This window comes from Flavobacterium adiutor, assembly GCF_048282555.1.
Lineage (GTDB): Bacteria > Bacteroidota > Bacteroidia > Flavobacteriales > Flavobacteriaceae > Flavobacterium.
In genome coordinates this window covers 1,637,502-1,650,708 of sequence record NZ_CP182487.1, presented here as the reverse complement: position 1 = coordinate 1,650,708, position 13,207 = coordinate 1,637,502, and the positions used below count along the sequence as shown (strand labels likewise).

Annotated in this window: 12 protein-coding genes; 8 read left to right on the top strand and 4 right to left on the bottom strand. The window is 31.9% G+C overall.

All coding sequences use genetic code 11. The features are described 5' to 3' along the window. The 4 genes from ACNC7R_RS07365 to ACNC7R_RS07350 all read left to right on the top strand — a co-directional run bounded on the left by ACNC7R_RS07365 (position 1) and on the right by ACNC7R_RS07350 (position 2,534). Positions 1 to 384: a hypothetical protein gene (locus ACNC7R_RS07365; protein WP_417940284.1), complete on the top strand. Its 384-nt coding sequence runs from the start codon at positions 1 to 3 to the stop codon at positions 382 to 384. 8 nt (positions 385 to 392) lie between these two features. Further along, on the top strand, positions 393 to 1,394 hold the full coding sequence (locus ACNC7R_RS07360; RefSeq protein ID WP_417940283.1) for an EndoU domain-containing protein: 1,002 nt from the start codon (positions 393 to 395) through the stop codon (positions 1,392 to 1,394). A gap of 7 nt (positions 1,395 to 1,401) precedes the next feature. Then, positions 1,402 to 1,764 (top strand): hypothetical protein, encoded by a 363-nt coding sequence (locus tag ACNC7R_RS07355; protein WP_025572312.1) that lies wholly within the window; start codon positions 1,402 to 1,404, stop codon positions 1,762 to 1,764. 314 nt (positions 1,765 to 2,078) lie between these two features. Further along, complete coding sequence (locus tag ACNC7R_RS07350) at positions 2,079 to 2,534, top strand: transposase (protein ID WP_417940282.1); 456 nt, start codon at positions 2,079 to 2,081, stop codon at positions 2,532 to 2,534. A gap of 118 nt (positions 2,535 to 2,652) precedes the next feature. Here the strand turns inward: ACNC7R_RS07350 and ACNC7R_RS07345 are convergent, their stop codons facing one another. Both ACNC7R_RS07345 and ACNC7R_RS07340 read right to left on the bottom strand, forming a co-directional pair. Further along, positions 2,653 to 2,862, bottom strand: coding sequence for a hypothetical protein (locus ACNC7R_RS07345; protein ID WP_417940281.1), 210 nt, complete (start codon positions 2,860 to 2,862; stop codon positions 2,653 to 2,655). A gap of 41 nt (positions 2,863 to 2,903) precedes the next feature. Further along, on the bottom strand, positions 2,904 to 3,878 hold the full coding sequence (locus ACNC7R_RS07340; RefSeq protein ID WP_417940280.1) for a hypothetical protein: 975 nt from the start codon (positions 3,876 to 3,878) through the stop codon (positions 2,904 to 2,906). A 459-nt stretch (positions 3,879 to 4,337) separates the two neighbouring features. Here ACNC7R_RS07340 and ACNC7R_RS07335 point away from each other — a divergent pair, with 459 nt between their 5' ends. The 4 genes from ACNC7R_RS07335 (at position 4,338) to ACNC7R_RS07320 (ending at position 8,565) form a co-directional block, all read left to right on the top strand. Then, positions 4,338 to 5,060 (top strand): sensor histidine kinase, encoded by a 723-nt coding sequence (locus ACNC7R_RS07335; RefSeq protein WP_417940279.1) that lies wholly within the window; start codon positions 4,338 to 4,340, stop codon positions 5,058 to 5,060. After that, complete coding sequence (locus ACNC7R_RS07330) at positions 5,033 to 5,743, top strand: LytR/AlgR family response regulator transcription factor (protein ID WP_184166258.1); 711 nt, start codon at positions 5,033 to 5,035, stop codon at positions 5,741 to 5,743. The genes ACNC7R_RS07335 and ACNC7R_RS07330 overlap by 28 nt, the downstream gene beginning before the upstream one ends. Before the next feature lie 440 nt (positions 5,744 to 6,183). After that, complete coding sequence (locus ACNC7R_RS07325; protein WP_417939148.1) at positions 6,184 to 7,347, top strand: IS4 family transposase; 1,164 nt, start codon at positions 6,184 to 6,186, stop codon at positions 7,345 to 7,347. Between the two features lie 561 nt (positions 7,348 to 7,908). Continuing rightward, entirely contained in the window at positions 7,909 to 8,565 is a 657-nt protein-coding gene (locus tag ACNC7R_RS07320; RefSeq protein WP_417940278.1) for a 3-keto-disaccharide hydrolase, read from the top strand. Positions 8,566 to 8,620: 55 nt separating this feature from the next. Here ACNC7R_RS07320 and ACNC7R_RS07315 read toward each other — a convergent pair whose 3' ends face one another. Together ACNC7R_RS07315 and ACNC7R_RS07310 are read right to left on the bottom strand one after the other, a co-directional pair. Continuing rightward, a complete protein-coding gene (locus ACNC7R_RS07315) occupies positions 8,621 to 12,247 on the bottom strand; it encodes a PAS domain S-box protein (protein WP_417940277.1) in 3,627 nt (1,208 codons plus the stop codon). 10 nt (positions 12,248 to 12,257) lie between these two features. After that, on the bottom strand, positions 12,258 to 12,704 hold the full coding sequence (locus ACNC7R_RS07310) for a response regulator (RefSeq protein ID WP_417940276.1): 447 nt from the start codon (positions 12,702 to 12,704) through the stop codon (positions 12,258 to 12,260). Positions 12,705 to 13,207: the final 503 nt, after the last annotated feature.

The following is a 13,207-nucleotide window of genomic DNA, read 5'->3' as shown; positions in this document are numbered from 1 at the left end:
ATGAATCAAATTTCAATTATAAAAAAAATACAACTGGGAGAAAATACATTTCCTATCGAAACTCCTTATTCTAATCTGCATTTTAGTTTTTATTGCGGAAATGGAGGAATAAAACATAAGGTTATTGTTTCCTTAGAAAATTCAAAATTATTATACTCTCTTATAGGAAGCGGTCAAATAACTAACGATGAATTAGCGAAACAAGATGTTGCGAAATTAAGCGATTTAGAAAATGAAGAAAGACCATTTCCTTTTAGATATCAGATTTATAATTCTAACGAGTGCAACAATAATTACCTTATAATTTTCGATATTTACGAATATAGAGGATATTATGGCTACACTGTATATGCCGTTTTACAATTAGAATCACAAAATAATTAGAAATTATTATGAAAAAAATTAATAAATTTATATTATCGTTACTTTTTGTTCTCTCTGTAGTACAGTTATATCCAAACTCAATCGATCCGGAGTGTCCTATAGTTGCATTAGCAAATGATATGTCCTCAGCTAGTTCTGAGTTTAGAGCCTTAATTCAAAATCGAGATATTTTTAAAGCTTGGGACTTATTAAATAGAGAATCTCCAGCTTTTAGAACCAACGTTGATGAGCTTAAATTAGTTTCAAAAAATTTAACTGAAATTAATAACGCTGGCGGATATACTAAATGGAAATCTTTACAGCCTACTGATAATATAATAAATGATTTTTCAAACTTATTAAATTCAAAAGGTTATTCGTACTTAAAAAATCAATTTAATGCGTTAGATGATATTACTAAAAACAAGTTCATGCGTAATTTTCCTAAAGAAACACCAGATAATATATTGGCTGCATTGAACGATCCTAAAAAAGGATTATTAAACAAATGGAAAGATGGTACAATAAAAGGTAACCCAGAAGGGTTTGATAGATATTATTATGCTTCAAACAATCCAATTACGCATGCTGACATAGGAGATTTTAAAAATCCAAATAACCCAAGTACATCTTTAGAATCTGGCAAAATGACTGGTGGGGGGCATGGACAAAGTAATATTGATTATTTAGAGGCTACAGGCAAGCAATATAATATTGAACATACTTTTGATAATGGGGTAAGAACAGGAAATATACCTACACATGATCTTGCAGGTAAAAGAACTGGTGTTGGTCAATCTTGGTTTCCATCGAACTGGACAAAGCTGGAAATTGACGCTGCCTCAAAATATATTATTCAAAAAAATCAATCTGCCTATAATGCTTTAGCTGATGGAGTATCTATATATGATACATATAAAGGCGTAAGAGTAGGGATAATAAAAACAGATGGTAAATTTGCAACCATTTTTCCTGATAGTGAATTTCAACCGAATGCTCTAGACCAGTTAATAAAAAATCCAAAATACTAGAAAAAAAATGAATTTTGACACTAACTCAATAAATTGCATTTTCTCATTTCGAGATGCTGAATTATTATTTTTAATTCACAATAAACAAAAGCTGCATGTAAATGATTATGCTAATATATTATATTCAAACATTATTGAGACGTTATTAATGATAAATGAAATTAAAACAATTGAGTTTGTTGAACGAGTAGATAACGAAGATGACTTTGAAGTTGTATCAAATCATTTTGCTAGATTGAGCGGTGTTTTTCAAAGTGGAAATTTTATAAATAGAATTGAAAATGCCGCTAAAAAATATACAAACAGTAAATATTACAAATGGATATTGGATAATATAGCCGAAGCAAAAAATGCTCTTGATAATAACTAAAGCCCCCCCGCTCTACGAAGTGTTTCCATGAAAAGCTGCGCAAATGTCTCTGACTTTGCGCAATTTTTTTCAATGTTATTATAATCCTAAATCTCTCAAAAGTCTCCCGACTTTTACGAAATGTCTTCAATAGGTTAAGACAAATACGGTACATTTATAAAAAACTTGATATGAAAGAAGGATACATAATTCGTGACCAAACTTTACCGCATTTTATAACGACAACTGTTGTAGACTGGATTGATGTTTTTACGAGATAAACTTACAGAGATATAATAATTGAAAGTTTGGATTATTGTATCAAAAACAAAGGAATGATTTTATATGGTTATGTAATTATGAATAATCATATTCATTTAATCATACAATCAGAAGAAGGAAAATTATCAGACTTAATTAGAGACTTAAAAAAGTTTACAGCTAAATCGATTTTAGAAAAAATACAAAACTCCCCTGAAAGCAGAAGAGAATGGATCCTTGAGCGTTTTATGTTAGCAGCACAAAATGATAGCAGAAACAAAAATTATCAATTTTGGCAATACGGAAATCATGCCGAAGAAATTTATTCTAACAATTTTATGTGGTCAAAGTTAGATTATGTCCATTTAAATCCGGTAAGGTCAGGTCTTGTAGCAAGAGCATCAGATTATATTTATTCCAGTGCCAACAATTATGTAAATAATGAAGGATTGCTTAGTATTGAAAAAGCAGATAATCCTGTCGTTGATGTTTTAAACTCTAAGTCATTTACAAAGTATAATTTGTACTAATTTTGGTTTAAAGTCGGAGACTTTTGACAAGTGTACGGTTATAAGAAATTTTAAATTGGCGCAAAGTCGGAGACGTTTGCGCAGCGTTGGGAAGGAACACTTCGGAGAGCGGGGGTTTCTATTCTAGAGGAACACAGATATATCCTTGAAGATTTAAGTGTTCAATAATTTGTTTGGGATTAAAACAACCTCCTTCAATTCTTAATATTCTGTCACAATCTTCTAAGTCAAAGTTAATTTTACAATCTGGGAATTGTTGCTTAATAATAGAAATGATATAGTTTGAATCTGACTTTTTTTGAACATTTGTTTTAAAAATTTCTATCATGGTTTATTCATTTTTAATACTTTTTATAATCGATTTAAGAGCTAAAAGGGATTATAAGATATTCCCAATCTAAAATAGGCTTGCGGGTTTTCTTTATGTTCATATACATATTTGGTGGTTCGTTCACCTCTTTCGGTAATTCGAGTATTTATAATGTTATTGATACCTACTTTAAATAATCCATGTACTTTTGCAGAGAAACGATGTTCATAAGTTATGCCTGATTTTAATTCTAGTTGGTTTAATTCATAAATTCCAGTTAATGGTTTGGCTTTTAGATTCAAATAAAAGTTCTCAGAATTGAGTTCAGTACCTAAAGAAAAACGTCCGTTTTCAAATAAATCTCTTCTGAATAAAAGGCGTTGCGGTAGGATAAAATCAATATCCCATGTTGAGTTTTTGAATTTATGATTATAGGTAAAAAGCGGTGTAATTGGAATTATTGATGAAGGATCCATCATGACTAAAGCACCAATTGTGATTGTAGTACTAGTTGTTTTTTTTAGCACTAAAGTGGCTGATACAAATCCTTTTATTCGTTGAATATTTTCTTGATTTCCATCTACAGTTGTAGTTGCATTATAGATGATAGGTTTATTAAATAATTTTGACATATAGGTTGCACTAATGGCGCCTGCGAAATAATGAAAATCTTCTTTTTCATTTGGAAAAGGACCGCTCAAAGTATTTGTCCCTCGATTATCAAATGCATACGATTCATATTTGTACCGTAGGGAACTGGTTAAAATAAAGCGTTTTGAATTTGAAACATAAAAAGGCAAATTAAAAGCAATTTTCAGTCTATTGTGATCATCAATTCTTCCTTGCTCAAATTTTTCTCCAAGGAGTTTGGAGTTGAATTCAGTAGCTCCCAATTGTTCATATTGAATATCAAAAATCCTTGTTGTTGGAAATTTCTCGGTAACTGATTTTCCAAAGGTTTTCATGCTTGTTTTTTCCTGAGCTAAAATTTGTATGGATGTACATAAAAATAAAAAGCAGATATTTTTTTTCATAAACGGTACTCACTATTAATGATTGTTTTTGGATGATGATTGAAACTTTGGACAAATGTAATTTAGTAGGTTATTTTATGATAGTGAAATTATTTAAGTGGCGTAACATTTATACCAATGGCGTTAGTGTAATTTCATGTCGTTAATAACCATAGGTTGTAATATTACTTTAAATTTGCAGTTATGACGATGCTCAAAATTTATCAAAACTTTTTTCTCCGAAATCTTATACTAAATGCTATTGTTTTTGGGGTTATTTTTGTTTGTGTGTTTGATGAAATGAAATTTGAAGAGCATAGCTGGGTTTATGTTTTTTCCAAAATTTGTTTAGGGTATTTTCCTTGTATTGTTTGGATAACGTGCTTTAATCTTTTCATCATTAAGCCTTTTTTATTCAAAAAGAAGTATGAGCTTTTTTTTGTTCTTCTTTTGGTGTATTGGGCGGGCTTTTATTTTTTTATGCGTTGGTATTTTCCAATTGCAGATCTTGGAAAATTTAGAACATTGTCTATTTTATCACTTGTCGTGAATGGAATTGCGTTCTTTTTTATTCACATAATAATCACTAAGAAAGTTTCACAGACTGATAAGGATATTATTAATTTCAAGGCAGAACTTTCCTTTCTAAAGCAACAACTCAATCCTCATTTTTTGCTTAATGCTATGAATAATTTATATGGGGAATCGTTAACTGAACCAGATAAATTACCTGACAGAATATTAAATCTTTCTGAGATGCTTCGGTATCAAATAGAAGCTACCAAAAAAGATTATGTTTTGTTAAACGAAGAGATAGCTTTTGTTGAAAAGTATCTGGAATATTATACTTTTCGAAACGAACGTTTGGCAATTGCAAAAAATTATGAAGGGTCTTTTGATGCAATCGAAATTCCTCCATTATTCTTTTTGCCTCTGTTTGAAAATGCAATTAAGTTCTCTGGAGAAACAGAAGCACCTTTTATTGTGGCAGATTTAAAATTAAAATGCAAAAGTTTATCTTTTACCTTAAAGAATAATTTTTTGAATACAGGTTCAAGGCTTTCTAGTACTGGAATTGGGATAGAAAATTTAAAACGACGTCTCGAAGTTTATGGATTGAAGCATGAACTTATTTGTAAAAAAGAGAGTGAGATTTTTGTTATAAAACTAAAAATATGGAACCTACCTACCGCTGCCTTATAATTGACGATGAAACACCAGCGCATAAGGCTTTGACGGCACATATTGCAAAGTGTGAAGAACTGGTGTACTCAGGAAGCGCCTTCAATGGTATGGAAGCATTAAAAATGTTAAATGAGAACAGTTACGATATTATTTTTTTAGATATTAATATGCCAATTATTTCTGGAGTGGAGTTAATGGAAATGCAGCCCAATCGGCCTCTTACGATTATAACTACAGCTTACTCAGATTTTGCTCTTTCTGCTTATCAAAATGATGCAATTGACTATTTACTGAAACCAATTTCGTTTGAAAAATTCTTAAAAGCAATCGAAAAAGCCAAGACCTATTACTCTGGTTTTAGTCTGAAAAAAGAAAATAATACGAAAGAAAAAGTGCTTTCCTGCAGAGTAAATGGTCAGATTACTGAAATACCCTTAGATGACATTATTTATATAGAAAGTTTGGGTAATTATATGAAATTGTTTAGTTCAAGAGTAAATTTACCTATAATTATTTACGGTTCATTATCAAGTGTTTCATCGGAATTGCAAGTCAATAATGTGGTTCAAATACATCGTTCTTTTATTGTCAATACCAATAAAATACAAAACTTTACCTCAAAAAGCTTAACAATGATCAACGGTGAAGTTCTTCCTGTTGGTAGAAAATATCAAATTTTATTGGATAATTTGTTAAAGTAAGCCATTGGGAGGAAAGGATTTTTGATGTTTTGAACAGAAAATCATATTGTCAGTAGAAGTTATTTACCTTTGGAATAGCATATAAATTTTTAGCCTATGACAACGCTTCTTCAGAAAAACATCGCAGCTCATATTTCACTTTCAGAAACCGAAATGGAATCATTTTGTAATTTATTTGAATACAAAACGATCAAGAAAAAAAGTTTTTTGTTGCGAGAAGTTGAAATTTGCAAGTTTGAAGGTTTTGTAACAAAAGGCCTTTTTAGAGTCTATCACATTGATAAAAATGATTTTGAGTATAATTTTATATATAATTCCACTAGTGTCCACTAAAAATTAAAATAAGTTCTTTGAAATTATTGTAAATCTGTATTTTGAGAGTCATTTTAGAGCGTGACGATTTGAAATGATTATTATGTTCGTAAATCAATATTACGAATATGAATCACGGTAAATATGTCTTTTCTCAACTGATTGAATTTCTTCCTCAACGTGTTTTTGACAGGTTAACTAGTAAATATTCTGGCAATAAATCGGTCAAACATTTTACTTGTTGGAATCAATTATTATGTATGCTTTTTGGTCAACTTTCAGCAAGAGAAAGTTTAAGGGATTTGATAATTCTTATAGAAGCACATCAATCAAAATCATATCATTTAGGATTTGGCAAAAATGTAACTCGTAGTAATTTATCCAAAGCTAATGAAAATCGTAATTATAAAATATTTGAAGAGTTTGCCAATCATTTAATATTGATTGCCCAAGATAAAAAAAGCAATGATACCTTTGAAATAAAAGGCAATATTTATGCTTTTGATTCTTCAACAATTGATCTATGCTTGAATGTATTTTGCTGGGCTCACTTTCGAAAAACTAAAGCAGGGATAAAATTGCACACTCTCTTTGATATTAACACGCAAATCCCGGTATTTATTCACATTACAGAAGCAAATGTACACGATGTTAAGGCAATGGATGTAATAGATTATGAACCATTTGCTTATTATATTTTTGACCGTGCTTATGTTGATTATGATCGACTTTTTCGAATTACAAAAGCTAATGCTTATTTTGTAGTTAGAGCAAAATCTAACGTGAAATTTAAAAGAATGTATTCTTCAAAAATTGATAAAACCACTGGAATTAAATATGACCAAATCGGTAAAATAGAAGGTTTTTATACCTCAAAACATTATCCAGAAAAGATACGAAAAGTAAAATTTTTCGATACTGAAAATAAAAAAATGTTAGTCTTTTTGACCAATAATTTTGAATTATCAGCTCAAGATATTGCACTACTCTACAAACAAAGATGGCAAGTAGAACTGTTCTTTAAATGGATAAAACAGCACCTAAAAGTTAAGACCTTTTGGGAAACAACAGAAAATGCTGTTCGTATTCAAATTAATGTAGCAATTGTGACTTACTGCTTGGTCTCTATAATAGCAAAAGATTTAAAAATCAATCGCTCAACCTACGAAATTCTACAAATTTTATCCGCATCATTACTCGATAAAACATCTGTAAATGAACTACTTATGAAATCAGATTACAATAATATCAATGAACATAATACTAACCAGCTGGTTTTTAACTTATTTTAAGTGGACACTAGTGATATAATTCATAATCAAATTTGTAATTAGGGTCTGCTGAAAAACTAACTTAACGCAAATTAGTGTCAATTTTCTCCCAAAATCCTCAACTTTAGTAGTTTTTGAAAGGTTTTAATTCATTTATAGCCTTTAAAATGGACCTTTAAAAATATAAATTGTAAAAATTGAATTATATAGGTGCAAGGTTTTTTTAGGATGATTGTGCAAAAACCTTGCACCTAATAATAAAATTCAACTTCTAAACTACTGCTTTTATAAGGTTTTGAGTATTTCAGCAGACCCTAATTAGAAGTCAAAAGATTAAAAAAAGGTTGTGGCAGTTGACTTGCTACTATTGGGATTTTACAAAAAACTTTATATAAGAGAAGATTGGGTTTAACGTTATCTTTCTGCCAACATACCGCTCCACGAAGGGTTCTCATTAAAAACGAAACTGCTTGCTGCGTATTCTATGATAAAAAACATCATTTAAATCATCCGCTTACATTTTCTATTGCTTATTTTTACAGCTTCAAATATTCAGATTCATTCAGTTCTAAATTTCTAAATATGTTCCCAAAAACAGCTTTTGCTTTCGTTTTACTTTTCCTTTTAAGTTCCTGTACAGTTCAGCAAAAAAGCTTAGCTATTAATGACTGGTATGCTTTTACAAAAAATAGTACTGAGAGACAACAGCCTTCAGAAGTTTATGATTTCTCAGATAACATGATTAGAATGTATGGAGAAACCAATGGTTATCTCATGACTAAAAAAAGTTATAAAAATTTTGAACTGAGTTTAGCATACCGATGGAATATCGAAGAAAAGTTTAAAACCAAGAGCAAAAAAAACAGCGGCGTTATGTACAATATTCCTGCAGATTACCCTGATAAGATCTGGCCAAAAGGAATTCAGTTTCAAATCAAAGAAAATACTACCGGCGATTTTATCTTTTTAGATCAGGTAACTGCAAAAGTAAACGGGAAACTGGTTGAGGCAGGCGCAAGCGTAACTTCTGCCAAATTTATTGAAAACGAAAAGCCTTATGGTGAATGGAATTCTATTGTAATCAAATCCCTGAATGGAAAAATCACCCAATTCCTGAACGGAAAACTGGTAAATGAATGTATGGAAGCCAGTACAACAGAAGGCAGAATTTCGTTAAACTATGAGGGTGCTCCTATTGATTTTAAAAATATAATCGTCAAAAATATTACTAAAGAGTAAACCTGAAAAAATTAGGCCTCTCTACCCCTCTTTGCCGAAATAAACTTCAATAGTACTATTGTGAGTCATTTACAGGGATATAGATATCAAAAGTGGCACCTTTATTTTGCTCACCGCTTGCTGTAATAAATCCGTTATGGTTATCGACTATCTTTTTTACAATAGCCAGACCTATTCCTGTTCCTGTATATTCGAGTTTTCCGTGTAAGCGCTGAAAAACTTCAAATATCTTTGCACTATATTGCTGATCAAAACCAATACCGTTATCTGAGATGGTGATATGACAATAGTCAAAAGCATCTTTTGCTTTATTATTTCCCAGCGTTGATCCTTTAATTATTTTGCAATTAATTTTTATTACCGGGGAAACCTCAGGCTTAGAAAATTTAATCGAATTGCTTACTAAATTATACAACAATTGCCTAAACTGAAAAGGAATAAGGTCAATTTCAAAGGTTTTGCCTTTTTCTATAACGGCTTTCTTTAGTTCTAATTCTTCTTTGAGGTCTTCTTCTACCTCATCGATAATCTTCGATAAATCTGTTTTTTCAAATATTCTTTCCTGAATATTGGTTCTGGAATAAGACAAGAGATCATTAATTAAAGTCTGCATTCGCTTAGCGGCATTCTGCATTCTTTGAAATTTGTCTTTTCCAGAATCTGATAAATTATCTGATTCCTTTTCTATAATCTGGGTTGCAAAAGTCTGTATTTTTCGCAGAGGTTCCTGTAAATCATGACTTGATATATACGCAAACGACTGAAGTTCTTTATTCATCTGCTCCAGTTCGGCATTTTTCTGTTCGAGTTCCAGTGCATTTTGTTTCAGTTTATCGTTGGCTTGTTTTTTTTCTGTAAGGTCATGTGTCACTTTTGAAAAACCTATAACCTCCTTTTTTTTATTATGCACGGCCGTGATAACAACATTTGCCCAAAATAATGTCCCGTTTTTTCGAATACGCCATCCCTCGTGGATTGCTTTACCTTTCTCTCGGGCAATTTGAAGCACTTGGTAAGGAAGATCTTTTTTTCGGTCTTCTTCTGTATAAAAAACAGAAAAAAATTGCCCTATGATTTCCTCACTTTTATATCCTTTAATCTTTTCGGCTCCGATGTTCCAATTCTCTACAATCCCTTCATGATTCAGATACAAAATAGCATAGTCCTGAACTTCTTCTACCATTAAATGATAACGTTGCTCACTTTTTCTAAGTGATTCGTTCATCAGGTTTAATTCTCTTGTGCGCGTATTAACCTGCTTTTCTAATTCATGAGCAAAAGTTTTATCGGCGTGAATATCGGTAAATGCCCCAACCCATTTTATGATTTCATTGTTTTCATTTCGAATAGGCTCGCCAATTACTGCGTGCCATCTGTAAGTTCCGCTTTTACTTTTTATCCTTACATCAGCTCTGTACCTTTCTCCAGTTGTTAAGGAATGATGCCATATTTTTATATTTTCCTCAAAATCTTCCGGATGTATCATTTTTTCCCAACTGTCATCTTTTCCTGGATGAATCCCTGTATATTCGAACCATTTTCCTGAGGTAAATAAGGCATTCCCGTTTTCATCGGTTTCCCAGATTAACTGTGGAAGACTTTCTGTTAAGGAGCGAAACCTTTTTTCGCTTTCTTCTATTGCCTCCTGATGTTTATTTTCGGCTGTAGTGTCCCTGACTGTTCCGATCAGTTTTTCAGGATTACCATTTTCATCATAAAATACTTTTCCCTTTCCTTCCATCCAGTGAATGGATTTATCTTCCCAGATCAAACGGGCTTCATAATTTAGATTTCCTGAGATGAGTGCTTCTTTAAAGGCCTTGTTTCTAATGTGCATATCATCCGGATGAAGATGTTCCAGCAGCTGTTCGTGTGTTAGATTAACATGCTCTTTATATCCACCAAGAATTTCGAGATATCTCTCGGAATAAAGGAGCTCTTTGGTCTTTACATTCAGTTCCCAGGTACCTAGTTCACTGGCTTCAACTATAATATTTAATCTCTCTTCATTCTGTTCTGTTTTTTTTCGGGTCAGTACTTTTTCGCTTACTTCAGTAACCGTTACAATAATACCTGAAATAGTGCCGTCTTCTTCTTTTAATGGATAATAAAGAAAGTCGAAATAAGAAATCTCCAGCTTCCCAAAACGGTTTAAGGGAACCGGTACTTCGTTCCCATGATATGGAATTCCTGTTTGTAAAACATTCTCCAGCAATGAACTGACCGTTGTTTCCACTTCGGGCAAAGATTCAAACAAAGGTTTGCCTACAAAAGCATCCTCTTTCCTGTCTATTAATTTTAAATAGGCCTCATTGGCCATTTCTACAACATATTGATGTCCTCTAAGAATCGTAATTCCAACCGGAGCCTGTTTAACCGTATTTCTAAATCGTTTATCTGCCTCTTCTATTTTTTTCTTGGCAAGATTCAAATCAGTCAAATCAACACCTGTATTCATCACGCCATATACGTTTCCGTTCGTATCATACAATGGGGTAAAGCTGTAATTAAAGTAAAAAGTTTCTAATTTACCCTCTATTGTGAGATCTAACCTAGTATTTTTACTGTGAAAAGATTCCCCCGTTTCAAAAACAGTATTTAGCTGTTCAAAAACATGTTGATTTTCAAGTTCTGGCAGAATGTCTTTATATAATTTTCCTATTACATCATTTCCTTTTCCCCAAATATCCATAATAGACTGATTGGCGAGTTCGATTCGCATTTCTTTTCCAACATAAACACCAATAGGAAACGGGGCGTTTTCTACCAATTGCCTTGCTTTTTGTTCGCTTTCTTCTACGTTTGAACGTGCCATAACCTTTGCCGTTACTTCAATTGCAATTGCCACAACGCCAGAAATGATTCCGTTTGATTCTTTAAGGGCTTGATAAACAAAATTAACATACTTGCTTTCTGCATGACCATTACGCATTAAAGAGACAAGCTGTTCATCAGCCATAAAATTTTTACCTGTTTTATAAACATTATCTAAAACGTCTTCTAAATATTTTGACTGTGGCAACACTTTAAAAATAGGCTGATTTATCACTTTTTCTGCTTCAATACCCATTAACTGAATCATTTGTGCATTTGCAATTTCCACAATATGATCTTTGCCCCTAAACACACACATAGGCACAGGCATCTGCATAATATTATTTATAAACCTTTCATTACTTTCCTTTAATGCCTCAGCAGCTTTCTTCTTTTCTGTGGTCTCTATTACGGTTACCAAAACTCCGCCTACCTTTCCTTTTTCATTTTTTATCGGGCTGCAAGAAAAATCAAAATAGCAATCTTCATCAAAACCATTTCTGTTTGATACTATCTTAAAATCAGAAAAGCCAACCGACTTCCCATTCATTACATCATCAAGCATAGAATCTATCTTATGCCAAATTTCTGAAAATGTTTCTTTTGAACTGCTTCCCAGAGCATGGGGATGTTTGATGCATCCTAAAACAGGACGAAATGCGTCATTGTAAAGCTGGGTATAATCATTACCCCAGGCAATGTACATACCGAAAGGGTTGTTGAGCATTACTGACACCATTGTTCGAAGACTTTGTGGCCAGTTATCAGGATTCCCTATCGGTGTTTTGCTCCAGTCTTTGGATCGAATTAACTCTCCCATTTCTCCTCCATCAGCCAAAAAATAATGCTCCTGATCAATAAAGCTCATAGAAAAAAGATTAGGATTGAAGAATAAATTGCTCTTTTACAGGCTGTTTAAAGCTGCTTTCGAATGCTTTTGTGAGTGCATCTGAAATTACTTTTTTTAATTTTGAAAAATCACCGGGTTTACGAATGTAGTAGATCGCCCCCATGTCATAGAGTAAATCGACAACTTTACTGTCAAGAGAGGTCGAAAAAATAATGACAGAAAGCTTTTTTAATTCTTCTATGCTCTTAATTTCTGCCAGACATTCATGTCCGTTTTTGCGTGGCATATTTAAATCCAGAAAAAGTATATCCGGTAAATTATTAGGCGAATTTACCAGATACTGCATAAGCTCTACTCCATCATGAACAGTTTTAAGTATTGCTGAAAGTGAAAGCTCATCAAGTGCTTCCTTAAAAAAAATACAATCATCGTCATCATCGTCAGCTAATAGAAGATTGTAAATCTGTTTGTTCATCTTGTGGAGGATAAATTAATTATTGTCATTTTTTCGGATCGGTATAGTATTTTTTTTTTAAAATAAATCCGAATTAAAAAATTTTCATTACTGCTAAGATAAAACTAATTTTGATATCAGTTGTCAATGCCTCATTGTAAATTAACACTTATCTTATATTTTATCTATAGTTTTTATTTCTTACCAAATTGGCAATTAAATCTGCTAACTTAGCGTGCAGTCCTACTTAATAATTAAATGTTAACGTTAGTGCATAAAAGAGATCCTTAAAATATATAAACCTAATTTTTAGTAAAAACCTCACAATTAAGCTCCTAAAGACATAATATCTCATATATCATCACAATTAGTCAAAAACTCTGAATAAAAACCTCTTAGCTGAAACTTAATTTTGTACTTCAGCTTTTTTTGCATGTCATACTATTCTAAGGTATGTAGCAGATTTTGAGATTGATGATATTATTTATTCCTGAATAGCATTGCATTCGAGAAAACTATTTTTA